We start from the raw sequence: 25097 nt of genomic DNA, 5'->3' as shown, positions 1-25097 counted from the left end.
GTGGCAGGATGCGGTGCCGGGATGGGATGCTGGCCGCGTGTTTGAATCCCTGGGCCGACGAGTCAGCGCACACCCACGTTCCGCGATCATCGTGTGGGTCGTGCTCACCGTCCTGGGCCTGGCTCTCGCGGGCGTCGGGGTCGGTGGTGACACGCTCTTCGACCGGCTGGCCAGCTCGAACTCGGACGTCACAGGCTCCGAGAGCGCCGAGGGCTCCCGCATCCTCGACGAGATCAGCGAGGAGGGCGAGACGCTCACCCTCATGGTCGACGGCGTCGCACCCAGCGCCGAGGGGGTCGCCGAGCCGCTCGGCGCCGCGCAGGCGGAGGTGCTCGCCGTCGACGGCGTCGAGTCCGTGCTCGACCCGGTCATCGTGCCGGGCGGACCCGACAGCGAGATCGGTCAGCTCTTCACGGCACAGGACGGGAACGGCTTCCTCGTCGTCGTGAGCCTCGAGCCCGACCTCACCGCGGACGAGGAGTCCGCGGCCGTGAGCACGGTCGCCGAGATCCTCGAAGCCGTGCCGGCCGCGCTGCCCGGCGACGACGTCACAGGGATCGTCGGGGCGTCACCGCTCATCCTCGAGGCCATCACGGACCAGGTCGAGGAGGACCTCACCACCGGCGAGGCCATCGCGCTGCCGATCGCCCTCATCATCATGGTGTTCGTGTTCGGCGGCTTCCTCGCCGCAGCGATGCCCATGGCCGGGGCCCTCGCCTCGATCGGCGTCGGCCTCGGGTTCCTCCTCGCGCTCACGTACATCGTCGAGGTCGACGCGTCCGTCGTGAACGTCGTCACGCTCCTCGGCCTCGGCCTCTCGATCGACTACGGCCTCCTCATCGTGTCCCGCTTCCGCGAGGAGCTCGGTGACCTCACCGCCAAGGACGCCGCCACGGGCCGGGAAGGCGGCCGCCGGCGCAGCAGGTCGGACGCGCTCGTCTCCGAAGCGGTGGTCCGCACCATGGCCACAGCGGGGCGCACGGTGACGTTCTCCGCGCTCACCGTCGCGATCTCCATCGCCGGACTCCTGGTGTTCACACCCGCGATCCTGCGATCCATCGGGGGCGCGGCCCTCGCCGTCGTCCTCATCGCCGTCGCCACGGCGCTCACGCTCGTCCCGGCCCTGCTGCGGCTCGCCGGTCGGCGGCTGCTGCGTCCCGGCATCCTTGCGACCGTGCCGGTCGTCCGGACCATCATCGCGCGGACCGCAGACGTCCGCACCGACGACGGTGTCTTCTCCCGTCTCGCAGAACGTGTGCAGCGCCGCCCGGCGATGGTGGCAGCCGGGTGCGTCCTCGTCCTCGCGGTCCTGGCGACCCCCGTGCTCGGACTCCAGATGCGCAACTCCGGCATCGAGCTGCTCCCGGTGGACTCCACGCAACGCGTGTTCCTCACCCGCCTCGCCGAGCAGTATCCCGGGACCGCCGCCCCGGAGATCAGCGTCCTCGCGGCCGGCACGGCTGAGGACGTCAGCGGTCTTCGCGACGAGATCGCGGGGATCGACGGCGTCGAGTCGGTGACCGAGGCGTCCGCCCCGGACGGCAGCGACGAGTACGTCACCCTCGGGGTCGAGATCAGCTCCGGGGACCCGGGCGGGGAGCAGGCACTCGAGGTCGTTCGCGACATCCGCAGCCTCGACCCCGGGCTCGACACGTGGGTGATCGGGCAGGCCGCCGGTCAGGTGGACTTCATCGAGGCGCTCGGCGACCGCGTCTGGGCCGCCGTCGCCATCGTCGTGCTCGCGACGTTCGTGCTGCTGTTCCTCATGACGGGGTCCGTCGTCATCCCTCTCAAGGCGCTGCTCACCAACGCGCTGTCCATCGCCGCGTCCATGGGCGTGCTCGTCTGGGTGTTCCAGGACGGGCACCTGTCCGGGCTCCTCGGGTTCGTCTCCACCGGGGGCATCGAGACGTTCGTCGTCGCCCTCGTCATCGCCTTCGCGTTCGGGCTCGCGATGGACTACGAGGTCTTCCTGCTCTCACGCATCAAGGAGCTGCACGACGCCGGGAGCGGGGACGACGAGGCCGTGCGCGTCGGGCTGCAGCGTTCCGGGCGGATCATCACCTCGGCCGCGGCGATCATCATCGTCGTGTTCTCCGGGTTCGTCTTCGGGGAGCTGCTCGTCATCAAGCAGGTCGGGTTCGCCCTCGCGGTCGCGATCTTCATCGACGCGACGATCGTGCGGATGCTCCTCGTGCCCGCGACGATGACGCTGCTGGGCCGCTGGAACTGGTGGGCACCCGCCCCGCTGAAGAAGGTCTACGACCGGCTCGCGATCATCCACTGAGGCCCTGTCCGGGCACGTCCAGGCGTGCCATCCTGTGCGGATGGAATCTCGGGGGCGTCAGGGCGCTGCGAGCGGGGAGCCCGGTCCGGGTACGCCGTGGGTCCCCGACACCTGGGACGACTGGTCGCGCGTGGACCGGGACAAGCGCGAGCGGCGAGCCGTCGAGGTGGCGGTCCGTGCTCGACGCGCTGCGGCGGGTCTCGCCCACCAGGAGGCGATGCGGCAGTTCCGCACGGCGCTCGGACGGGCCGGGCTGCACACCGTTCTCGTCCTCGCCCCGGTCGTGGCCGGCTGGTGGCAGGTCCTCGCGGCGCGGGACGCCGCGATCGCGGCCGGTCTCGGCGACCGCTCGTTCGTGCCCGGCGGGCTCCTCCTCCTCGTCCTGACCTGCGTCGCAGGGGCCCTGCTCGTGCGTATATGGCAGCGAACCCTGCGCGCCCACCCTGGCCCGCTTCTGCTCGAGGTCATGCCCGACTCCCCCACCGCACGTCGGCACGGCGCGTTCACCGGCGAGACGGAGCCGCCGCGTCGCTGGTGACGACGCGCCGGGCCGTGCCCACGGGCCCCGTGCGGACGTCAGATGTGACGCCTGCCGGCTCTGGGGACCAGGGCCGCGGACGACGACGGGGCGTGCCCCTCGTGAGAGGAGCACGCCCCGTCGGGTGGTCGTCGACCCCGTCGCGGGTCAGCCCTCGGCGGGCGCCTTCGGCTTGGCGTCGACGCCCGCCTCCTTGCGCTGCTGCGCGGTGATCGGCGCCGGGGCCTGCGTGAGCGGGTCGAACCCGCCACCCGACTTCGGGAACGCGATGACGTCACGGATGGACTCGGAGCCCGTGAGCAGCGTGAGGATGCGGTCCCAGCCGAACGCGATCCCGCCGTGGGGCGGCGCGCCGAACGCGAAGGCCTCGAGCAGGAAGCCGAACTTCTCCTGCGCCTCCTCCTCGCCGATCCCCATCATCCGGAACACGCGCTCCTGGACGTCCCGGCGGTGGATACGGATGGACCCGCCACCGATCTCGTTGCCGTTGCACACGATGTCGTAGGCGTATGCGAGGGCCTCGCCGGGGTTCTCCTCGAAGGTGTCGATCCACTCCGGGGTGGGCGACGTGAACGCGTGGTGCACGGCCGTCCAGGCGCCCTCGCCCACGGAGACGTCGTCGTCCTCGCCGGTCGGCTTGAACAGGGGCGCGTCGACCACCCACACGAACGCCCACTCGTTCTCGTCGATGAGCCCAGCCTTCTTGGCGATCTCGAGCCGGGCGGCGCCGAGGAGCGCGCGCGCCTCGGTCGTCTTGCCCGCAGCGAAGAAGATCGCGTCGCCCGGCTTGGCCCCGGTCGCCTCCGCGAGACCGGCGCGCTCGGCGTCGGACAGGTTCTTGGCGACGGGACCACCGAGCTCGCCCTCGGCGGAGATCGTCACGTACGCCAGGCCACGGGCGCCGCGCTGCTTGGCCCACTCCTGCCAGGCGTCGAACCCGCGTCGCGGGGTGGCCGCTCCCCCGGGCATGACGACGGCACCGACGTACGGCGCCTGGAACACGCGGAACGGGGTGTCGCTGAAGTACTCGGTGAGCTCGACGAGCTCCACGGCGAACCGCAGGTCCGGCTTGTCCGAGCCGTAGCGGCGCATCGCCTCCGCGAACGTCATGCGTGGGATCGGCGTCGGGATGGTGTAGCCGATGAGGTCCCACAGGGCGACGAGGATCTGCTCGCCGAGCGCGATGACGTCGTCCTGCTCGACGAAGCTCATCTCGACGTCGAGCTGGGTGAACTCGGGCTGGCGGTCCGCGCGGAAGTCCTCGTCGCGGTAGCAGCGGGCGATCTGGTAGTACCGCTCCATGCCGGCGACCATGAGCAGCTGCTTGAACAGCTGCGGGGACTGCGGCAGGGCGTACCAGGAACCGGGCGCCAGACGCGCGGGAACGAGGAAGTCACGTGCGCCCTCGGGGGTCGAGCGCGTGAGGGTCGGTGTCTCGATCTCGACGAACTCCTGTGCGTCCAGCACGCGGCGCGCGGCAGCGTTCGCCTTGGCACGCAGGCGGATGGCTGCCGCCGGCGCGGGACGACGCAGGTCGAGGTAGCGGTGCTTGAGGCGTGCCTCCTCGCCGATCGTCTCGGTCCCCTCGAGTGCCGTCGAGACCTGGAAGGGCAGCGGTGCCGACTCGTTGAGCACGACGACGTCGTTCGCGACGACCTCGACCTCGCCCGTGGCGAGGTTCGTGTTCTCGTTGCCGTCGGGACGGCGGGACACCTCGCCGGTGACCTGCAGCACGTACTCGTTGCGCAGCGGGTGCGCGACGGCCTCGTCGCGGATGACGACCTGGGCCACGCCGCTCGCGTCACGCAGGTCGATGAAGGCCACACCGCCGTGGTCACGACGACGATCGACCCATCCCGTGAGGGTGACGGTCTGGCCGATGTGCTCGGCCCGGAGCGATCCGGCGGTGTGGGTGCGCAGCACAGAAGAACCCTTCAGAAGTGGTGTGGAGCCCCTGGGCGCCTCGGCGCACCGGAGTCCGGCATTCAGCGCCAAGTCTAGAGCGTCGGACCGACCCGGCCAGCATGCCCGGCCGGCACGTCCAGCGGTGGGCGTGCGGACGTGGCCGGCGTGCCCATCAGGCGGGTACCGACCGCGACCACCGTCCCGGAGCGAGCTCCTCGAGGAGCGAGAGGGTCTCGGGCTCCATCTCGCGCGATCCCGCGGCCTGCAACGCCTGGTCGAGCTCGGCGGCGGCGGTACGGACGCCGTCCACCCCGGCGCTGCGGTGCGCGACGCGGATCCGCTCGCGCCACAGCACCTCGGCGACCGGATCCACCCGGTGGCCGACTGCGAGCGCCGCGAGGGCCGCCGAGGGGTCGTGCGTGAGCTGCCCCTCGAGGACAGCGAGCCGGTGCGCGGCGGCGACGAGGCGATCGCGCGTGGGACGCTCGAGGCGCGCGCGGGCGAGCCACGAATAGCGGTTCGTCGGGCGTCCCGCGAGCAGCGCTCCTCGGGCGATGCGTGCGACGTCCCGCAGGTGGGCGCGCTCGGCCTCGGGGGTGGGGGCCTGCGCCGCCTGCTCGAGGCATCGCTCGACGACCGGCCAGTCGACGCGCACGTCGGGTCCGAGCTCGAGGAGGCCGCCGGGCGTCGTGCGCAGGCGCGCCTCGCCGGTGGCGTCCGTCCCGAGCCAGGCGCGTGCGCGGTCGATCGTCGCCGCGAGGACCTCCGGCTCGACGCCCCGTGGCCACAGGGCCGCTCCGAGGACGGTCGGGTGGACCCCCGGGTGCAGGGCAAGGTGCACGACGAGCTCGGTGAGCAGCTCGCGGCGTTCGGCGTCCACCGCACCAGGGGCTTCGACGAGGGGCGCACCGAGGACGCGGACGCGGACGGGCGCGCTCGCGAACGTCGCGGCGTCGGTCTGGCCCGCTCCGTGGACCCGACCTGCGCGGGGTCGTGTCCTCTGGGAGGCCGGGTCGCCCTCGTGGAAGAGCTCGCTGACGCTGCCGAGGGTGGCCTGCGAGAGCCGGTTGGCGGTGAGCTGCAGACCCAGCACGTCGAGGCTCACCTCACCGGAGGCGCCGACGGTGAGGGTCCACCGCGCGGAGGGTACGGGGCCGAGTGCTACGACACCGAAGGGAGACCGTCCGGCGCGGGTCAGCGCGTCCTGCATCTCGGTGGCGAGCCCGGCGTCGATCGGGCTCCCCACGACGAGGTAGTCCGGCACCCAGCGGTCCTCGCCGGTGAGCCGACCCCGCAGCACGTTCTCGTTCGCCGGGTCGGAGGTGCGGCGTGCCGCCCGCCTCAACCATTCCCGCACGTCGTCGTGTGCCTCGTACCGGTCCCCGCCGATGTCGGTGAGGCGCTCGGGCAGGTCGACACCCGTCACACGGAGCTCGTCCGACCAGGGGTTCGTCGCCAGCTCGGCGGCGATCGCGGTGACGACCTCACGGGCGGCCTGGGGGTCGCCGACGACGGCGATGACCCCCTGGGCGGCTTCGAGGTCCACGAGGACAGCGGCGTGCTCAGAGTCGTGTCCGAGCGAGACGAGCCCGGGGAACGGCGCGGCGGCGCGGGACTCCGGGAGTCGCGCGATGGCAGCGGTGTCGATGCTCCAGCGGCGGCCGTCGTCGAGCGCTGTCCAGGGCGCCGGGGCGAGGGGCTCGGCCGGGGCGAGCGCGAGCTCGACGGTGTCGTCGCCGACCCGGACGGCGTAGACGCCCGGCAGGGGCTGACCCGTCACGGAGGCGAACTGCGTGAGCGAGCGCAGGGTGCGGTCGAGCCGGTCGGTGCGGGCGGTGTCGGCGCTGGCGCGCAGGCCGACCTCGGCCTCGACCGCGGCGTCCGACGGCTCGATGGTGCGGCGGCGACGGCGGAGCGACTCGATGGCCGCAACGAGCGAGCCGGCGAGCATGCCCACTCCGAGCAGCCCCTGGGTGCTCATGAGGCCGGCCGGCCCCGCGTGCGCCACCGACCACGACTCGTCGGTCGCGGGCGCCTCGGCGACGACGTCGGTACTGCCGGCGCCGTCGTCACCAGCCACGTCACCAGCCACGTCGTCACCAGCCACGTCGTCACCAGCCACGTCGCCAGCGACGTCACCAGCCACGTCGCGGTCGATCGGTGGTGGCGTCCAGCTCGGCCCCGAGGGAACCTCTGCGGGCACCTCGGCGACGACAGCCGTGACCATCTGAACGCCGACCGCGTCGTCAGGCACGATGAGCACCCATCCGGGCTGGATGAGCCTCGCCAGGCTGAGCTCCTGCCCGTCGGGCTGCTCGCGTCCGGCGTTGAGGTCGAAGATCTCCTGGTACCGGCGCCCGTCACCCAGGGTGCGCTCGGCGATGTCCCAGAGGTTGTCGTGGTACCGGCCCTCGGGCGGTTCGACGACGTAGACATTCCGGCCGACGAGGTCGGCGGCCGTCTCCGCGGGGACCTCCATGTCGCCGATCCGGTACGTCGCCACGGCCGCAGCGCTCGTCGGCCCGGAGCCCTGTGCGGCAGCCTGTCCGGGAGCGACACCGTCCGCGGAGCGCGCGACCGGAGCGGCGTCCGTGGTGTGCTCGTGCTCGACGCTCGAGACGGACGTGGTCTGGTCCGTGGCCTGCAGGCTGGCCTGGGGCATGAGGGCTGTGGCGTTGCTCGAGACGGTCAGCACGAGCAGCACGGTCGCGACGAGCGTCCGCGCCGCCCGCTGGGACGGGCCCGCGAGCGGTACCCGCGCGGGCAGCCCCACCCCGCGGACCGCGGAGACGATCTCGACGACGACGCACACCGTGAACTGCAGCCAGGCGAGCCACACGACCCACAGGAGGATCGCGACGACGGCCTCGATCTCGAGCGCCTGCGCCAGCTGCTCACGTCCGGGCAGCGACGTCGGGATCGGCGGGGTCCCCGCGAGCCACAGGAGGAGCGCGGGGACGCCGACGACCAGTGCGAGCAGCGCCAGTGCGGCGCCCAGCGCAGCAAGCCGTCCGCGTCGCGGCTCGGAGCCCTGCGGCTCCTGGAACCGGCCGGGGCCGAACGACGTACGGGTGCTGCGCACCGGTGCCGAGGACGTCACGGACATGCTGTCTCCATTCCTTCACAGACGATCCCGCTCGCCGCCCGGGCGGTCGCGGTACCGCGGACGTCGAACTCACGAATGAAGATCACCGACAAGATCGTCGTCGGCATCGAGTCGTCGACCGTGACGGTGAACTCGTCCGGTCCGCCCCTGCTGCCGAAGGCGATCTGCGTGTAGCCACGGTCGGTGAGGTATGCCCGCGCGGCGCTCTCGGCGGAGGGCCGGTCGATCTGCGGTGTCTGCCCACCGCGGACCGCAGCGACGTCCAGGCTGTTGGCGCCCAGTCGCGCGGCATGCTCGGCGTCGTCGATCACGCGGAGGTGGGCGTTGAGCGCCCGTCCCCCGTCGATGACGAGCCCAGCGACGAGGAACAGCGCGACGACGAGCCCGAGGACGAAGACCGAGATCGATCCCTCGTCGTCGCTCCGGGCAGCGGCGACCGTGCGACGCACGATGATCATCCTGTCCTCCGGTACTGGTCGAGAGGGGCGGTGCTCGTGCCCTCGATGCGCACGACGCTGCCGAAGCCGAGCACGCCGAGGTCGCTCATCCGGGCGTCGCAGCCGACCTCGATGATGACCTCTCCGCCGGGGGCGAACTCGCCGCCGAATCCCGACACCGCGCAACCGGTCAACCAGGAGGAGGTCGTGCTCCCCTGCGTGACCACGCTCGCGGCCGCGGCGCGGGCAGAGGGGACGTCCCGCTCGAGGGACGCCGCCCGAGCGGCGTCCCTCGCCAGGGACTGCACGTCACCCTGTGCGGAGACGTAGCGGCCACCGGCGACGACGAGCAGCATGACGAGAAGAAGCAGGGGCACGAGGATGACGACCTCGACGGCCATCGAGCCGCGGTCCCCCGCTGAGCGCGGGACCACGACGCGTCCCGGTCGCCGGTGCCCGCTCACAGGTCACCCCGGAACGTCTCGAGCGGCGCCTGGGACCGACCCTCGACCCGCGGGGGCAGGCCGGGGACGAGCTCGATCGCTCGTCCCGAGACGGTGACCGAGACATAGAGCTCGTCCTCGCCCGCCGCAGGTGGGTCCCCGTCCGCATCCACGACGGCGACGGCGACGGCGACGTCGGTGAGCGTGCGTCGGCCGACCTCAGCGGCGAGGTCGAGACCACGCTGGCGCGCAGCCTCGAGGGCTGCAGGGGTGACGTCGCTCGTCCGCGCAGCCCGCGCCGTCTCGCGCGCGACGGCGCCCGCGACGGAGTTGCCGTGCCACGTGAGCGCGAACTGCACGGTGAGGAAGATGACGAGCATGAGGATGGGTGCGTAGAGCAGCAGCTCCACGGAGGATGCGCCGGCGTCGCCGCGGCGCAGCACGCCACGGCGTGCTGATTGTCGTCCGCGCATCCCTCCCCCTCCCCGCTCGTCAGCACGTCACACATGAACCTGCTCGCTACCGGCTACCCCACGCCAGGACGGGGGACGCCGCGCCACCCTCACGCGACATCCCCCCTGCGCCATCACGAGGGTGGCGCGCCGCTGCGCCCTCAGGTGCCGCCGTTACCGCCGCCGCCACCGCCACCGCCGCCCCCACCGCTGCCGGGCAGGTCGGGCATGTCGAGGGACCCGGCCTCGTCGTTGACCATGTTGTAGATCGCCAGGCCCACCGCGCCCGCGAGCACGAGGAGCACGCCGGTGATGATGACCCACTCGACGGCCGAGGCCCCGAGGTCCTTCGTGGAGCGGGCGATGTCGATGCGTCGTCGCAGGGTGAGCCAGGCCCATCCCACAGGTGTCGAGAGATTCATGTGTCGTCTCCTTGCGTCGTGTTCGTCACGGTCGTGCTCGGTCCGTCGGTCAGTATGTGGGTTGGTGCGTGTTCGTGCGGTTCGGTCCGTCCTTCAGTACCCGGTGACCTTGACGATCGCCGGGTAGATGAGGAAGACGAGGAAGCCGACGCACAGCAGCAGCTGCGCGACGAGCATGGACTGGGACTTCTCGCCTGCCTTGCCCTCGGCCTCGGCGAGCTCGCGGCGACGCATCGAGTTCGCGCGCGCAGAGAGCGATTCGCGGACCTTGGCACCGTCCTCGGCGACGAGCGCCAGCGCGGACGCCATGTCCCGCAGCTCCGTGATCCGCACCTCCTCGCCGAGCTCGCCGAGCGCGGACCAGGGTGTCTGCCCGTGCAGGCGCGCGGACTGCAGAGCGTTCCGCAGGCGCACCATCGCCCACCCGTCACTGAGCGCCGCTGCGCTCTGCAGAGCCTCCGGCACGCCACGGCCGCCGGCGAGGCTCATGGCGACGAGGTCGAGGAACGAGCCCACGACGTGCCGGAAGTCCCGCCGGCGGTCCTGCGCCCGGCCGTGCACGACGACCGTGGGCAGCGCGAGGCCGGCAAGCCCCCCGACGAGAGACGCGAGCGCGGGCACAGCGGGCTGGACCGAGCCGGTGAGCACGGCGAGCAGGGCGCCGAGGAACAGAGGTCCGAGGAAGCCGACGACCCCCGCGATGACGCTCGTGGCGACGTGACCCTCGAGAGTTCGACCGAGGATCGACAGGTCGCTGCGCAGCGCAGGGAGCTCGACCCCCCAGGCATTGAGCGGTTTCACGAGCCGCAGGCCGAGGTCACGGCGGAACGCCGATCCGCTCGCGCGCGGCGCGAGCGTCTCGGCAACTGTGCGCGCCCGGTCCTGGCTGCGCTGCAGGTCGAGCTGGGCGAGCGTCGCAGCCGGCTGGTTCGCGGGCGGCGCGAGCGTGAGCACCAGGAGGAGGATCCCGAGGCCCGCGACCGCCCCGGCGGCGAGGATGGCGGTCATCGTCCGGCCTCCGTCCCGCGCAGGACCGCCGCGGAGTCTGTCGAGTGCACGAGGAAGCGCTCGGGCAGCTCGACGCCGGAGAGACGCTTCATCCACACGAAGCCGGCTGCGAAGAAGCCCACGACGACGAGCAGCACGAGCTGCCCCGTCGGGGTGGTGTACGGCTCGACGTACTCCTTGTTGAAGACGGCGAGGAGCAGGATGACGGACACGGAGAAGATCATGACGATCTGCGCGGACTTGCGCGTCCCGCTCCGCCCGGCTCCCACGCGCTGGCGCATGTCGAGCTCCGCGCGGGCAGCGTCGGACAAAGAGCTGAGGACCTGCCGCAGGCCCGGTCCCCGCATCTTGGCGTTGAGGATGAGCGCAGCGACGACGAGGTCCGCGCTGGGGTCGTCGAGGTCGTCGGCGAACCCCTGCAGCGCGACCGGCAGCGGGACGCGCACGCGGAGCCGGTCGACGAGCAGGCGCAGCTGCGGCCGGATCGACGGCGAGGACGCGTAGAGCGTCGCGGGGATCGCCTGCTCGAGCCCGACGGCACCGGCGATGGTGTCTCGCAGCGACTCGATCCACGCCGCGAGACCCTCGACCCGCTGTGTCGCCTCACGCTCGGCCTTCCCACCCCCGAAGAGCATGGGCCAGGCCAGCACCAGCACGACGGCCGCCAACCCTGCGACGAGCCACTGGGTGAGGACGAGCACGACGAGGCCTGCAGCGCCCGCGGCGACGGTGCGCCGGCCGAGGCGATCGACGAGGTCGGACGACGAATGAACCGTCGGGACCCGCTCCGGCCGGGGCATGAACGCCACGACGAGCAGCACGACACCACCGCCGACGACGGCGCCGAGCGCGATGATGAGGAGCAGCGACGGTGTCATGTCAGCCGCCATGCCCGCTCATCGCCGGGGTGAGGTAGCCGGCCTCGAGGAGATCGTCCATGCACGAGATGGGGGCAGCAGGCATCCCCACCCCGTCCGGTCCGGGTGCGAAGACCTCGCTCGACAGGACACGCCCGTCGATCCCGTTGACCTCGCGGATGCTCGAGACGAACCGGCGGAGCTTGCCGCCACGGGTGAAGTCGTTCTGCTTCTGCACGAACACGACGAAGTCGATGGCTCCCGCGATGAGCATCTGGCTCGCCTCGAGCGGCAGGCGCTCCGCGGACTGGATCGCATACGTGGAGATCCTGTTGAAGACCTCGAGGGAGGAGTTCGCGTGGATGGTCGACAACGACCCGTCGTTGCCCTGGCTCATGGCGTTGAGCATCGTGACGATCTCGTCACCGAGGACCTCGCCGACGATCACGCGGCTGGGGTTCATGCGCAGGCTGCGTCGCACGAGCTCCGCCATGCTCACGTGGCCGTTGCCCTCGGAGTTCGGCAACCTCTCCTCGAACGCGACGACGTTGGGGTGCAGGTCGGGGAACTCCCCCAGGCCGAGCTCGAGCGCCCGTTCCACGGTGATGAGCCGCTCACCCGGCGGGATCTCGTTCGCCAGGGCACGCAGCAGCGTCGTCTTCCCCGCGTTCGTCGCGCCGGCGATCATGAGGTTCTTGCGCGCACCGACGGCCGCGGACAAGAAGGCCGCGATCTCGGGCGTGACGGACCCGTACCCGACGAGGTCGTCGAGCGCCACGCGTGACAGCCGCGCGCGGCGGATGGACAGCGACGGCCGCGCGCACACGTTCATCACGGCGGAGAGGCGGCTGCCGTCGGGCAGACGAAGGTCGAGCTGGGGGTTCGCGGAGTCGAACGGTCGGCTCGTGAGACCGGAGTACGCACCGAGGATCTGGACGAGCTCGACGAGCTCGTCGTCGCTGTCGGCCACGGGTGCGCCGCGGACCTCCCGGCCGTCGGAGTACTGGATGAACACGTTGTCGTACCCGTTGATGTCGATGTTCTCGACGTCGCGGTCCTCCAGCAGCGGCTGCAGCCGCCCGACGCCGAAGAGGGCGGCGTGGATCCCCGAAGCGATCTCCTCCTCCTCCGCCGGCGTGAGCGGCGTGCGACCGGCACCGACCTCGGCGCGCGCGTACCCGTCGAGGACCCGGCTGATGACCGCCCGGGCGAACTGGCGCTCGTCCTCGGTGGACATCGGCGGGAGACCAGCGGTCGCGTCGTCACGGCGCTGGCGCGCGAGGATGTCGGCGACGTCCTCACGCAGGGTGCGTACCAGTGCCTGGTCCACTGTGGCTCCTGACGGTCGAAGGGGAAGGGAGACGCGAAGTCTCAGGGATACGCCATCTGCTGGCGACCGGAGGCAGCGAGCTCCCGGATGGGCGTGACCACCCCACGAGCGCTGCGCACGAGGAGCGACCGGGCGATGCCGCGGCTGCGACGTCCGCACAGCACCTCGGCCGCCCGGGGATCGTCGGCGATGCGCCCCACGACGGGGACCGGGATCCCGCTGTGCGCGAGCAGCCTCTGCAGGTCGGCGGCCGCCTCCGTGTCGTTCCACGACGTTCGCAGCAGGACCCCGAGAATTGGAGGAGCCGGTTGGTCGGCGCCAGCGCTCAGGAGCCACCGCAGCCGGTCGCGCAGGTGCCCGTACGACTCGGTGGTGGGGGTGACGCAGACGAGCACGACCTGCGCCGCGGCGAGGACCGGCTGCACCGGCGTACCCGGGGCGATGCGTCCACAGTCGACGATGACGTCCGCCGGTGCGCTCGCGAGGGCGGTGGCGATGGTCGACCAGGCCGGACCCACACCGGTGACCTGCTCAGGCCGGTCGACGCCGAGCAGGACCCGCAGTCCTCCGTCGACCTGCTGGGACTGCTGCACGAGGGACTGCGGGGTGAGCCCGCGTCGGGCCTCCGTGGCCAGGGAGAGCAGACCCCGTTCCGGGTCGAGCGGGCGCCCCTGGGGGTCGCGGTGGCGGTAACCGAGGTCCCCGCCCGACGGGTCGCAGTCCGCGACGAGCACGTCGTCCGGCCAGACCGTCCCCAGCGCGACGGCCGTGGTCGTGACTCCGGGCGACCCCTTGGCGGAGGCGAGCGCGACGAGCATCAGTCGCCCTCGAGCGGCACGCCGCGGTCGACGAGCACGATCGTCAGCTGCTTCGCGGCGATGACGGCCGCGAGGCGGTCGATCTCCTCCGCCGGGTTCTCCGGGACGAGGAGGCTGACAGTCCCCCCGGACGTGCCGTCGAACTGGTCCGTGCCCGAGCTGAGGAACGACGAGACGCGAGCCTCGGGGTACAACGTCTCGCCGTCCGGGGTGACGGTCGAGATGAGTCGCACGACGTCACCCGGCTGGAGGCCACGCGCTGGCACGCGCCCGGCGTCCAGGGACGCTCCGATGGAGACGACGCCGTCGGCGAGGGCGGGGCTCGAGGTCACCAGGCCGGCGTCGAGGAGCTGGCCCGCCTCGATGGCGACACGGGCGTAGGAACCGACCACGAGGCCGGCCTCGTCCTCGGGGACGAGGCGCAAGCCCTCGGACGCGACCGGGGTCGTCGTGACGACGTCGGCGGTGATCTCCTGTCCGGCCGCGATGTTCGCGGAGGCGACGAGCACCGGCACGCGGTCGTCGACGCGGAGCGCCAGGAGTGCCGCGATCGCTGCTCCTCCGACGATGAGGAGGACCGCGAGCGCGGCGAGCAGCGGGCGCCGTTCGCGCGGAGCCGGAGGCAGCCGGTCGCTCTTGGCGGCCTTGACCGTCTTCGTGCTGCGGATCCCGCGGTCCTCGCGCTGGCGTCGGCGGTCGGCCGTCGTGGTCGTCGTGCTCATCGTCTGGACCTCTGGTTCGTCACGCGGTCGGTGTCCTGTGCTCGTCTGCTCGTCTGCTCGTCTCTCGCACGGGGGTGCGGAGCGATCCTTGTCGATCGACGGCGTGTCCGCGATGGGGAGGAATACCCATAAGGCCGCCTGGCGCACGCACGGAGGAGCTGGCGCACCACCGTGGGGTGGTGCGCCGGGCGTCCCTGGTGGGGCGTCAGACCGCCGCGACCCCGGGCCAGAGGTCCTGCGCCGGGGGCGCCCAGGTCGCGGGATCGGCGTCGACCTGCTCGCCGCTGCGGATGTCCTTCACCTGGTGCGGGCGGCCCTCCGCGGGTGGCTGGTCCTCCCCGCCGACGGAACCGGGCACAGCCGGGAACCAGACGTAGGGGATCCCCCGGCGGTCGGCGAACTTGATCTGCTTGCCGAACTTCGCAGCGGCCGGGGCAACCTCGACCGGGATCCCCCGCGCACGGAGAGCGGCGGCGACCGCGTCGGACTCCGGGCGGGTGTCCTCAGCCGTGACCGCGACGACGACGGCACTGGGGACGCTCCGGGTGGCGGTCACGAGCCGCGCCCCCAGGAGTCGGGACACGAGACGTGAGATGCCGATGGAGAGTCCGACGCCCGGGTACGTGTTCGCCCCGTCCGACGCGAGAGTGTCGTAGCGGCCTCCGGAGCAGATCGACCCGAGGTCCTCATGACCGACGAGCACCGTCTCGTAGACGGACCCGGTGTAGTAGTCGAGACCACGTGCGATCTTCAGGTCGGCCCGCACGACGCCCGGCGCACGGACGGCCGCGGCGTCCATGAGAGCGCCGAGCTCCGCCAGCCCCTCGTCGAGCAGCTCGCCCGCAGCGCCGTGGGCGGCGGCGAGCTCGCGCACCTGCGCGACGACGGAGGCGTCGGTCCCGGAGATCGAGGCCAGAGCGAGGCACGCGGCCGCCTGCTCGGCGGTCGCCCCGACCTCTGAGACGAGGGCGGCCCCGACCTTCTCGGCACCGATCTTGTCGAGCTTGTCGATGGTGCGCAGCACGTCGTCGACGGCGTCGAGCCCGATCCCGCGGTAGAACCCTTCCGCGACCTTGCGGTTGTTCACGAGGATCCGGACCTCCGGGACCCCGATGGAGCGCAGGGACGCGAGCGCCTCAGCCATGACGAGCGGCACCTCCACCTCGAAGTGGTACGGGAGGGACCCGGCACCGACGACGTCGATGTCCGCCTGGGTGAACTCGCGGAACCGGCCGTCCTGGGGGCGCTCGCCGCGCCAGACCTTCTGGATCTGGTACCGCTTGAACGGGAACGCGAGGTGACCAGCGTTCTCCAGGACGTAGCGGGCGAAGGGCACCGTGAGGTCGAAGTGCAGCCCGAGGGGCTGCTTGTCCGCTGCGGGGGCGTCGTCCTCGGCCTGCAACCGGCGCAGGACGTAGACCTCCTTCGAGGTCTCTCCCTTGCGCAGGAGCTGGTCGAGGGGCTCTGCCGCACGGGTCTCGATGCCCACGAAGCCGTGGAGCTCGAAGGTCCGACGGACGGAATCGAGGATGTGCTGCTCGACGATGCGGTCGGCGGGCAGCCACTCGGGAAAACCGGACAGGGGCGTGGGACGGGCCATAACCAGAGATCTTCCCAGATTCCGCGGCCGCGCCACGTCAGCGCCCACGGCCAGACTTCCCTAGACTGTCGGGAAGTCCTCCGACGCAGCGGTACCGCCGTGGCGTCGCAGTGACCGGCACGCCGATCGAGAACCGGCTCGTGGTCCTTCCCCGAGCAGTCGCTGACGTGCGTATCACGGCCACCCCGTGACACGTGCGCCATCATCCAAGGAGCTGAACCTGTGACCGAGAGCACCGACCAGACACCGGACGTCACCGAGAACGTCGTCGTGACACCGGCGGACGCTCCGGGCGCAGGTACGAGCGAGGCAGAGCCGGCGGCTGCAGCCCCCGCGCCGGCTCCTGCTGCTCGTCCGGTCCCCCGGCCCGTCCCGAGGCCGAGCGCGCGCCCGATGGTGCCCGCCGCGCAGGCTGCAGCTCCGGAGCGTCCGGTCGCGGCCATCCCCGACGAGCACGCCCAGACCCAGGCGGCCCTGGCGTTCGGGCGCGTCGAGGAGGACGGCAGCGTCTACGTGACGGAAGCCGCGGGCGAGCGCCTCGTCGGTCAGTTCCCGGGCGTCTCGAAGGACGAGGCGATCGCGCTCTACGTCCGGCGCTACCTCGACCTGCAGGCGAAGGTCGCCCTGTTCGAGGCCCGGCTCGGCTCGGCAGAGCTCACGCACAAGGAGATCGACTCGACGCTGGCGAAGCTCGAGGAGGAGACCGCTGAGCCCGCCGCAGTCGGTGACCTCGACGGCCTCCGTGCGCGCATTGCCGCGCTGAGCACCGCCGCCGCAGCCCGACGCGCCGAGCTCGACGCCGAGCGGACGGCCGCGAAGGAGGTGGCGCTCGCCGCCCGCACCGCGATCGTCGAGGCTGCCGAGAAGCTGGCGTCGACCGATCCCGCGAAGATCCAGTGGAAGCCCGCGGGCGAAGAGCTCCACCGGCTGCTCGAGGCCTGGAAGACAGCGCAACGTTCCGGTCCCCGCATCGACCGCCCCTCCGAGGAGGCGCTGTGGAAGCGGTTCAGCCACGCACGCACGACCTTCGACCGCGAACGCCGCCACTTCTTCGCCGAGCTCGAGAAGCAGAACTCGGGGGCCAAGGCGACCAAGCTGGCTCTCGTCGCCGAGGCCGAGCGGCTGGCGACGAGCACCGACTGGGGCGGGACGGCAGCGGCGTACCGCGATCTCATGGCGCGGTGGAAGGCTGCCGGGCGCGCGAACCGCAAGGACGACGACGCGCTCTGGACGAAGTTCCGTGCAGCGCAGGACACGTTCTTCGCTGCCCGTGAGGCGGCGAACGCCGCCACCGACGCCGAGTACGGCGAGAACCTCGTCGTCAAGGAGGCGATCCTCGCCGAGGCCGAGGCCCTGCTGCCCGTGAAGAACCTCGAGCAGGCGAAGGCGTCGCTGCGGGTGCTGCAGGACCGTTGGGAGGCCGCGGGCAAGGTGCCCCGTGGTGACGTCCAGCGCGTCGAGGCCCGCATGCGTGCGGTCGAGACGGCGGTGCGTGACGCCGAGCAGGCCAAGTGGACCCGCTCGAACCCGGAGACCCGCGCGCGGGCAGAGGGCGCGGCCGCTCAGCTCGAGACGGCGATCCAGGGGCTCGAGCAGGACCTCGCTGCTGCGCAGGCCGCGGGAGACACGCGGCGGGTCAAGGAGTACGAGGCGGCCCTCGCTGCCCGGCGGTCCTGGCTCGAGCAGATCGTCCGGGCCGCGGAGGACTCGAAGGGCTGACGCTGCGGGGGGCCGGTGTCCACAGGACCCGGCTCCACGCTGGCGCGCGGGGACCGCGCCGGTGCACTGTGGCGCCATGTCCACGACACCCGCCCGCAGCACCCGGCTGAGCCTCGCCGAGCTGCTCGCACCCCGGCCCGCGCCCACGCCACCCTTCACGCGCGAGCAGCTCGGCAGCCGGACCGCGTGGGACGCGCTGGTGCGCGACGGGGACCTCGTCGAGGTCCGTGACGGGTGGGCCGTCCCCGGCGGAACCCTCGTGACGCCCGCCGTCCGGGCCGCATCTCTCGCGTCGAGCCTCCCCCGGGACGTCGTCGTCGGCCGGGCCACCGCAGCCTGGGTGCACACCGGGCGTGTCCGTGCGGACCGGTTGTGCGTCCTGTACGCGGTGGGCGGCTACCGGCCGCGCTCGGGGCCGGGGCTCGAGGTCGCTCAGGCCACGGTGCGGCCGTGGGAGACCGAGCGTGTCGGCAGCGTGGTCGTCACGACCCCTGTGCGGACGGCGCTCGACGTCGCGACGTGGTGTCCGGACGGCACGGCCGTGCCCGTCCTGCGCGCGCTGCTCGCGCACGGTGTGGTCGTCGAGGACGCCCTCTCCAGGCTCGCGACGTTCGCGAACTGGCGGGGTGCCGCGCGCGCACGGGCCCGGCTCATCGCAGCGGGGCACGCGTACACCCCCACCGTCACGCGGTGACGCGCTTCTCCGCCATCTTGGACCCGGTGATCCGGTAGACGTCGAAGACGCCCTCGATCTTGCGCACCGCTGAGAGCACCGTGGCGAGGTGGGCGGGTTCAGCCATCTCGAACACGAAGCGGGAGACCGCGACCCGGTCTGTCGACGTCGAGACGGTCGCCGAGAGGATGTTCACGTGGTTGTCGGAGAGCACGCGCGTGACGTCCGACAGCAACCGTGAGCGGTCCAGCGCCTCGACCTGGATCTGCACGAGGAACAGCGTGTTGCCCCCGACGGTCCACTCGACGTCGACGATCCGCTCGGGCTGCGCCAGCAACGCTTCGACGTTGCCGCAGTCCTCCCGGTGCACGCTCACACCCTGTCCGCGGGTGACGAAACCGATGATGGAGTCGCCAGGGACGGGGGTACAGCACTTCGCGAGCTTGACCCAGATGTCCTCGACACCCTTGACGATCACGCCGGGGTCGCCGGTACGCGGGCGTCGCGCGGCCTGACCGGGACGAGCGGTCTCCGCCAGGTCCTCGGCGTTGCCCTCTTCACCGCCCATCGACTGCACGAGGCGGTGCACCACGGTCGCGGCGGACACCTGGCCCTCGCCGATCGCCGCGTAGAGCGCGGAGACGTCCGCGAACCGCATCTCGTGAGCCGTCGTGACCATCGACTCATGGGAGAGCAGGCGTTGGATCGGCAGGTTCTGCTTGCGCATCGCCTTGGCGATCGCGTCCTTGCCGTGCTCGATCGCCTCCTCGCGGCGCTCCTTGGAGAACCACTGACGAATCTTGTTCTTGGCACGCGGGCTCTTGACGAAGGTCAGCCAGTCCCGGCTCGGCCCGGCGGACTCGGACTTCGTCGTGAGGACCTCGACGACGTCGCCGTTGTCGAGGGCTGAGTCCAGCGGGACGAGGCGGCCGTTGACGCGCGCACCCATCGTGCGGTGGCCCACCTCGGTGTGCACGGTGTAGGCGAAGTCGACCGGCGTCGACCCGGACGGGAGCGCCACGACGTCACCCTTGGGGGTGAAGACGTACACCTCTCCCCCGCTGATCTCGAAGCGCAAGGAATCGAGGAACTCCGACGGGTCGGCCGTCTCCCGCTGCCAGTCGACGAGCTGCTTGAGCCACTGGAGGTCGCTGCCGCCGGAGTCCCCGGTCTTCGCGGCCTTGTCGGCCTCCTTGTACTTCCAGTGGGCCGCGACGCCGTACTCGGCGCGCCGGTGCATCTCGTGGGTGCGGATCTGGATCTCGACCGGTTTGCCCCCGGGGCCGATGACCGTGGTGTGCAGCGACTGGTACATGTTGAACTTCGGCATCGCGATGTAGTCCTTGAACCGGCCGGGCACCGGGTTCCAGCGCGCGTGGAGGGATCCCAGCGCCGCGTAGCAGTCCCGGACCGAGTCGACGAGGACACGTGTGCCGACGAGGTCGTAGATCTCCGCGAAGTCGTGACCGCGGACGATCATCTTCTGGTAGATCGAGTAGTAGTGCTTGGGCCGCCCGGTGACCGTCGCCTTGATCTTCGCTGACCGCAGGTCGGCCGCCACCTGCTCCCGGACGAGTGCGAGGTACTCCTCCCTCGCGGGCGCCCGCTCGGAGACGAGGTGGACGATCTCGTCGTACACCTTGGGGTAGAGGGTCTGGAACGACAGGTCCTCGAGCTCCCACTTGATCGTGTTCATCCCGAGCCGGTGCGCGAGCGGCGCATAGATCTCGATCGTCTCGCGGGCCTTGCGCTGCGCCGAGGCGGACGGGACGAACTTCCACGTCCGGGCGTTGTGCAACCGGTCGGCGAGCTTGATGACGAGCACCCTGATGTCCCGCGCCATCGCCACGACCATCTTGCGGACCGTCTCAGCCTGCGCGGCATCCCCGTAGGTCACCTTGTCGAGCTTCGTCACCCCGTCGACGAGCATCGCGATCTCGTCGCCGTAGTCCGCGCGGAGCTGGTCGAGGGAGTACTCGGTGTCCTCGACCGTGTCGTGCAGCAGTGCCGCAGCGAGGGTCGGCGGCGTCATTCCCAGCTCGGCGAGGATCGTCGCGACGGAGACGGGGTGCGTGATGTACGGGTCGCCGCTCTTGCGGAGCTGACCGCGGTGGGCACGCTCGGCGGTGACGTAGGCGCGCTCGATGATCGAGACGTCGGCCTTCGGGTGGTTCGCACGGACCGCACGCAGGAGCGGCTCGAGGGCGGGGGTCCCGACGGAGTGCCGGGCCCCGAAGCGCACGAGTCGCGACCGCACGCGGCTCGCCGAGCTGATCGGCACCGGACCGGTGGGAGGCGAGGGGGGAACCCATTCCCCGGTCCCCGTCTGCTTCGGTTCCGCGGGGTTGACCTCGCGCACCGTCTGGGAATCGGGGGTCGCGCGGCCGTCGGCGGAACTCTCGGCGCTGCGCTCCTCGTGGACAGGAGTCGCTGTGCTGCGGGTGTCGTCGCTCATGTGCGCCTCCTCGTACCCCGGGCATCGTTCACCGTCCCGAGAAGCACATCTTACGGTTCGGCGCGCAGGACTGACGACACGGAGCGGCCGGAGAGGCGGTCGCGTCCTCCGAGGCCCTCGAGCTCGAGGAGGAACGCGAGCGCAACGACCTCGGCCCCGAGCGCCTCGAGGAGTGCCGCGCCTGCCGCAGCCGTTCCTCCGGTCGCCAGCACGTCGTCCACGAGGAGCACCCGCGACCCGGGCGCGACGGTCCGTTCCCTGATCTCGAGGGTCGCCTGCCCGTACTCGAGGTCGTAGGAGTGGCTGTGCACCGGAGGCGGCAGCTTCCCGGACTTGCGCACCGGGACGAACCCGAGACCGAGGCGTGCAGCGAGAGCGGAGCCGAGGATGAATCCTCGTGCTTCCGTCCCTGCGATCAGCTGGACCTCCGGGGGTGTCATCTCGACGAAGGCGTCCACCGTGGCGCGGAACGCGTCGGCGTCGACGAGCAGTCCGGTGATGTCCTTGAACAGGATCCCGGGCGTCGGGTAGTCAGGGACGTCGCGGACGTACGAGGCCAGGTCCGCGACGGGACGCGGGCTGCCCGTGGCGGGGCTCACCGATGGCCCTTGCGCTTGCGCGGCTGGGCGCGATGGCCCTGGTGCCCGCCCGGCTGCAGCTGCCCTGTGTACCGGATCCCCGCGCCGGCGGGCTCGAGCCCGTCCACGTCGTCCGGGGTTCCGCCGGCGGACGGGGAACCACCGCCGGCCGGGGCTCCGCCGACCGCTGGACGACGGGCTGCGAGCACCTTGGCCGTGTGGTCGCGCACAGCAGGTTCGCGCTCGCGCAGCGTGACCTCGAGCGGGGTCGCGAGGAAGATCGACGAGTACGTCCCGACAGCCATACCCACGAACAGCGCGAGGGCGATGTCACGCAATGTGCCCGCCCCGAGCACGAACGCCCCGATGAAGAGGATGGCAGCGACGGGCAGGAGTGCGACGACCGACGTGTTGATCGACCGGACGAGCGTCTGGTTGACCGCGAGGTTGGCCTTCTCCGCGTAGGTGCTGCGCGACTGGACCTCGAGCCCTTCGGTGTTCTCGCGCACCTTGTCGAAGACGACGACGGTGTCGTAGATCGAGTACCCGAGGATCGTGAGGAAGCCGATCACCGTTGCCGGGGTCACCTCCCAGCCGATGAGTGCGTACACGCCCGCCGTGATGATGAGGTCGTGGAACAGCGCGATCATCGCCGCGAGTGCCATCCGCCACGCACGGAAGTAGAGCGTCATGACCCCCGCGACGAGGACGAGGAACACGACGAGGCCTGTGAGCGCCTTCTTCGAGACGTCGTCGCCCCACGTCGGTCCGACCATGGAGCTCGAGACCTGCGTCTCCGGGACGTCGTAGGCCTCAGCGAGAGCGGCACGGACGGCCGCGGTCTCGTCGGCGTCGAGCTCGGCGGTCTGCACCCGCAGGGACGAGGATCCCACGGTGGAGATCCGCGGGACCTCGGTGTCGTCGACCGTGGCGACCGCCTCCGCCGCAGGCTCCTGGCTCGTGGAGGAGACGCCGTCCACGGTGAACTCCGAGCCGCCCCGGAAGTCGATCCCGAGGTTGAAGCCCCGCGTGAGGAGGATGAGGAGGCTCGCGACGACGAGCACGCCGGAGACGATGTAGAACTTCCGGCGCTGGCCCACGATGTCGTAGGACGTGCGGCCGGTGTAGAGGTTGTTGCCCCACTGGGCGAATCCCACGGCCATCAGAGGTCCCCGTCCTTGCGCTCGTCCGCGTCGTCGACTGCTGGTTGCTCGCCCGATCCCTGCTCGGCGGCGAGGCTCTGCTCCTCGCGCAGGCGCGCGGCACGTCGCTCGGCGATGGTCATCTGCCGTCCATCGCTGCTCGCCGGCCCCCCGGACGTGACGAGCACCTTCGGCTCAGCCGCGGTGGTGGGTGCCTTGGTGGCGTCCTTCGACAGGGCGCTGCTCGCCACCCGGCCCCGGCCCGCGTACCGCAACCCGGGCACACCGAGCCGGCGCGGGTCCAGCCCGGAGGCCGGGTGACCGTTGCTGAAGAACTTCGTCTTCGCGAGGAGCTTCATCAGGGGGTGCGTGAAGAGGAACACGACGAGGATGTCGATGAGCGTCGTGAGGCCGAGGGTGAACGCGAACCCGCGGACCCCGCCGACGGCGAGGAAGTACAGCACGACCGCCGCGAGGAAGTTCACCGCGTCGGACGCGAGGATGGTTCGGCGCGCACGTTCCCAGCCGACGTCGACGGCAGACGCCAGCGACCGACCGTCCCGCAGCTCGTCGCGGATGCGTTCGAAGTAGACGATGAACGAGTCGGCGGTGATGCCGATGGCCACGATGAGCCCGGCGACGCCGGGCAACGACAGCCGGTACCCCTGTGTCCAGGACAGCACCGTGATGAGTCCGTAGGTGATGAGTCCGGCGACGAGCAGCGACGCGACGGTCACGAGACCGAGCGCGCGGTACTGGAAGAGCGAGTACACGACGACGAGGAGCAGGCCGATGACGCCGGCGATGAGGCCCTTCTCGAGCTGCTCGCTACCGAGCGTCGCTGAGATCTGGGCCTCGCTCTGCACCTCGAAGGTCAGCGGGAGCGCGCCGAAGTTCAGCTGGTTGGCGAGCTGGGTGGCGCTCTCCCGGTCGAAGGACCCCGTGATCTCGGCCCTCCCGTCGGAGATCACCACGCTGGAGTTGGGCGCGGAGATGACGAGGTTGTCGAGCACCATGGCGAACATGCCAGGGGCGGACGTGGGGGCCGCCGGGTTCCACATGTCGCTGCTCGGCAGGGTCGCCAGACGCGCGGTGGTCTCCGCGAACTTCTTGGTGCCCTCGGAGTTGAACTCGATGTTCACGGCCCACTCGTTGAGCGTCGCGCCCTGCTGGTTCGTCCGCAGGCCCGAGCTCGCGCTGGCGATCTCGGTGCCCGCGATCTCCATCGGGCCGAGGATGTACTTGGCCGAGCCGTCGACGGCGCACACGACCACCGGCTTGCTCGGGCTCGAGTCCCCACCGCCGACGAGGTTCTCGGGAGCCGTGCAGTCGAGGGCGTCGAACTCCGCGAGGAGCTCGGGGGTGACCTGAGCGATGTCGCTCGGGTTCGTCACCGCGGGCTCCGGAGTGGCGAACGGGTCGACCGTGGTCTCCTCCGACGGCTCCGCGGTGGGGTCCGCGCCCGCCGCGGTCTCGTCGGTCGGCACCGCGTCGTCGCCCGCGGCGACGTCCGGTGCCGGGTCGGTCACGCCGTCGCCGGCTGCCTCACCCTCCGTGGCCGCGTCGTCCGCACCCTCAGGGGTCTCCACGGCGGCGGGTCCGCCGAAGTACAGCACCGGGCGGAACTGCATCTGCGCAGACTCCCGCACGAGGTCGAGCGTCTCCTCGGACGGCGTCCCGGGGAGGGCGACGACGATGTTGCTGCCGCCCTGGCTCGTGATCTCCGCCTCGGCGACACCCGACGAGTCCACCCGCTGGCGGATGATCGCGATCGCCTGGTTGACGTCCTCGGTCGTCACCTCCTCGTTGTTCTCGGTGACGGGACGCAGGATGATCTGCGTGCCGCCCTCGAGGTCGAGCGCGAGCTTCGGGGCCCAGGACGCCTTCGTCTCCGGGTTGCTGATGAAGGTCCCGGCGAAGATCGAGCCGAAGAGGGCGAGGAGGATGAGCGCGAGTCCGATGAGCGGGCGGCTCGGTCGGGACTTCTTGCGGCTGGTGGTGGCCAACGGAGTGTCTTCTCTCATGCGCGCCGGCAGACACGGTTGCGTCTGCCTGTGGGGCGTCGGACGGGACGAGCGTCCCGGTGGTCTACGAGGCGGCGTCGTCCCGCTTCGGCTTCTCGATGAGCCCCGAGATGTCGTCCGGGACGTTGAACGCCTGCTTGTTCTCGATGTCGACCTTCGCGGGCGTGGCAGCGTCGCCCTCCGCGGTGGATGTGGCATCGATATCCGTCGATGGTGCGTCGACCTGCTTCGCGATCGCGGCGCGGAGCCAGCGGGAGGTGTTCCCCGGGGTCGTCTCGAGCGTGATCTCGTCGTCGGCGACAGCGACCACCGTCCCGAGGTAGCCCGAGGCGGTCATGACGTTGTCACCGGGCTTGAGGTTGTCACGGAACGACAGCGCGGCCTGCTGCTTCTTGCGGGAGCTGCGCGACATGAGGAACATGGCGCCGACAGCGATGACGAGGATGAGGATCATGGGGTCCATGACGGGGAATCACGTCCTGTTCTGCTCAGGGGAACTCATGGAGTCTAGGCGCAGGCACGCCCAAGACACTAACGCCCCAGGTACCCCAAAAGTGCCCGCCCGTGCCCACCGGTCCGGG

At 71.3% G+C, this 25097-nt stretch carries 21 protein-coding genes; 4 read left to right on the top strand and 17 right to left on the bottom strand.

Annotation, left to right across the window (positions count from 1 at the left end):
• Positions 1-37: 37 nt before the first annotated feature.
• Both AC54T1_RS06745 and AC54T1_RS06740 read left to right on the top strand, forming a co-directional pair.
• Complete coding sequence (locus tag AC54T1_RS06745) at positions 38-2287, top strand: MMPL family transporter (protein ID WP_496911460.1); 2250 nt, start codon at positions 38-40, stop codon at positions 2285-2287.
• A 40-nt stretch (positions 2288-2327) separates the two neighbouring features.
• Positions 2328-2825: a hypothetical protein gene (locus AC54T1_RS06740; protein WP_496911459.1), complete on the top strand. Its 498-nt coding sequence runs from the start codon at positions 2328-2330 to the stop codon at positions 2823-2825.
• A gap of 147 nt (positions 2826-2972) precedes the next feature.
• Here the strand turns inward: AC54T1_RS06740 and aspS are convergent, their stop codons facing one another.
• The 12 genes from aspS to hisS all read right to left on the bottom strand — a co-directional run bounded on the left by aspS (position 2973) and on the right by hisS (position 15925).
• Entirely contained in the window at positions 2973-4748 is a 1776-nt protein-coding gene (aspS, locus tag AC54T1_RS06735; RefSeq protein WP_484344566.1) for an aspartate--tRNA ligase, read from the bottom strand.
• A 154-nt stretch (positions 4749-4902) separates the two neighbouring features.
• Complete coding sequence (locus AC54T1_RS06730; RefSeq protein ID WP_496911458.1) at positions 4903-7836, bottom strand: AfsR/SARP family transcriptional regulator; 2934 nt, start codon at positions 7834-7836, stop codon at positions 4903-4905.
• Positions 7827-8294 carry a TadE/TadG family type IV pilus assembly protein gene (locus AC54T1_RS06725; protein WP_496911457.1) on the bottom strand — a complete coding sequence of 156 codons (468 nt, stop codon included), beginning with the start codon at positions 8292-8294 and terminating at the stop codon, positions 7827-7829. Before AC54T1_RS06725 ends, AC54T1_RS06730 begins: the two co-directional genes overlap by 10 nt.
• On the bottom strand, positions 8291-8707 hold the full coding sequence (locus AC54T1_RS06720) for a TadE/TadG family type IV pilus assembly protein (RefSeq protein WP_496911456.1): 417 nt from the start codon (positions 8705-8707) through the stop codon (positions 8291-8293). Before AC54T1_RS06720 ends, AC54T1_RS06725 begins: the two co-directional genes overlap by 4 nt.
• 26 nt (positions 8708-8733) lie before the next feature.
• Complete coding sequence (locus tag AC54T1_RS06715; RefSeq protein WP_484344570.1) at positions 8734-9189, bottom strand: TadE family protein; 456 nt, start codon at positions 9187-9189, stop codon at positions 8734-8736.
• Positions 9190-9329: 140 nt separating this feature from the next.
• Positions 9330-9590: a hypothetical protein gene (locus AC54T1_RS06710; RefSeq protein WP_496911455.1), complete on the bottom strand. Its 261-nt coding sequence runs from the start codon at positions 9588-9590 to the stop codon at positions 9330-9332.
• 93 nt (positions 9591-9683) lie between these two features.
• Positions 9684-10598 (bottom strand): type II secretion system F family protein, encoded by a 915-nt coding sequence (locus AC54T1_RS06705; protein WP_484344572.1) that lies wholly within the window; start codon positions 10596-10598, stop codon positions 9684-9686.
• Positions 10595-11488 (bottom strand): type II secretion system F family protein, encoded by an 894-nt coding sequence (locus AC54T1_RS06700; RefSeq protein WP_496911454.1) that lies wholly within the window; start codon positions 11486-11488, stop codon positions 10595-10597. The genes AC54T1_RS06705 and AC54T1_RS06700 overlap by 4 nt, the downstream gene beginning before the upstream one ends.
• Positions 11478-12785: a TadA family conjugal transfer-associated ATPase gene (locus AC54T1_RS06695; protein WP_484344574.1), complete on the bottom strand. Its 1308-nt coding sequence runs from the start codon at positions 12783-12785 to the stop codon at positions 11478-11480. Before AC54T1_RS06695 ends, AC54T1_RS06700 begins: the two co-directional genes overlap by 11 nt.
• A gap of 41 nt (positions 12786-12826) precedes the next feature.
• Entirely contained in the window at positions 12827-13603 is a 777-nt protein-coding gene (locus tag AC54T1_RS06690) for a CpaE/TadZ family protein (RefSeq protein WP_496911453.1), read from the bottom strand.
• A complete protein-coding gene (locus AC54T1_RS06685) occupies positions 13603-14325 on the bottom strand; it encodes an SAF domain-containing protein (protein ID WP_496911452.1) in 723 nt (240 codons plus the stop codon). Before AC54T1_RS06685 ends, AC54T1_RS06690 begins: the two co-directional genes overlap by 1 nt.
• 205 nt (positions 14326-14530) lie before the next feature.
• Positions 14531-15925, bottom strand: coding sequence for a histidine--tRNA ligase (hisS, locus tag AC54T1_RS06680; RefSeq protein ID WP_496911451.1), 1395 nt, complete (start codon positions 15923-15925; stop codon positions 14531-14533).
• Positions 15926-16147: 222 nt separating this feature from the next.
• Between hisS and AC54T1_RS06675 the strand changes: the two genes are divergently transcribed.
• Complete coding sequence (locus AC54T1_RS06675) at positions 16148-17644, top strand: DUF349 domain-containing protein (RefSeq protein WP_496911450.1); 1497 nt, start codon at positions 16148-16150, stop codon at positions 17642-17644.
• Between the two features lie 76 nt (positions 17645-17720).
• Complete coding sequence (locus AC54T1_RS06670; RefSeq protein WP_496911449.1) at positions 17721-18338, top strand: hypothetical protein; 618 nt, start codon at positions 17721-17723, stop codon at positions 18336-18338.
• Here AC54T1_RS06670 and AC54T1_RS06665 read toward each other — a convergent pair.
• The 5 genes from AC54T1_RS06665 to yajC all read right to left on the bottom strand — a co-directional run bounded on the left by AC54T1_RS06665 (position 18328) and on the right by yajC (position 24979).
• Entirely contained in the window at positions 18328-20772 is a 2445-nt protein-coding gene (locus AC54T1_RS06665) for a RelA/SpoT family protein (RefSeq protein WP_496911448.1), read from the bottom strand. The two genes, AC54T1_RS06670 and AC54T1_RS06665, sit on opposite strands and share 11 nt — an antisense overlap.
• A 50-nt stretch (positions 20773-20822) precedes the next feature.
• Positions 20823-21371 carry an adenine phosphoribosyltransferase gene (locus AC54T1_RS06660; protein WP_484344581.1) on the bottom strand — a complete coding sequence of 183 codons (549 nt, stop codon included), beginning with the start codon at positions 21369-21371 and terminating at the stop codon, positions 20823-20825.
• Positions 21368-22513 (bottom strand): protein translocase subunit SecF, encoded by a 1146-nt coding sequence (gene secF / locus AC54T1_RS06655; RefSeq protein WP_496911447.1) that lies wholly within the window; start codon positions 22511-22513, stop codon positions 21368-21370. The genes AC54T1_RS06660 and secF overlap by 4 nt, the downstream gene beginning before the upstream one ends.
• Positions 22513-24516 carry a protein translocase subunit SecD gene (gene secD / locus AC54T1_RS06650; RefSeq protein WP_496911446.1) on the bottom strand — a complete coding sequence of 668 codons (2004 nt, stop codon included), beginning with the start codon at positions 24514-24516 and terminating at the stop codon, positions 22513-22515. Before secD ends, secF begins: the two co-directional genes overlap by 1 nt.
• Before the next feature lie 64 nt (positions 24517-24580).
• Complete coding sequence (gene yajC, locus AC54T1_RS06645; RefSeq protein WP_484344584.1) at positions 24581-24979, bottom strand: preprotein translocase subunit YajC; 399 nt, start codon at positions 24977-24979, stop codon at positions 24581-24583.
• Between the last annotated feature and the right edge of the window lie 118 nt (positions 24980-25097).

This window comes from Sanguibacter sp. Z41_6, assembly GCF_059621145.1.
Note: the sequence above shows the minus strand (reverse complement) of the source record. Positions and strands in the feature narration are given on the sequence as shown.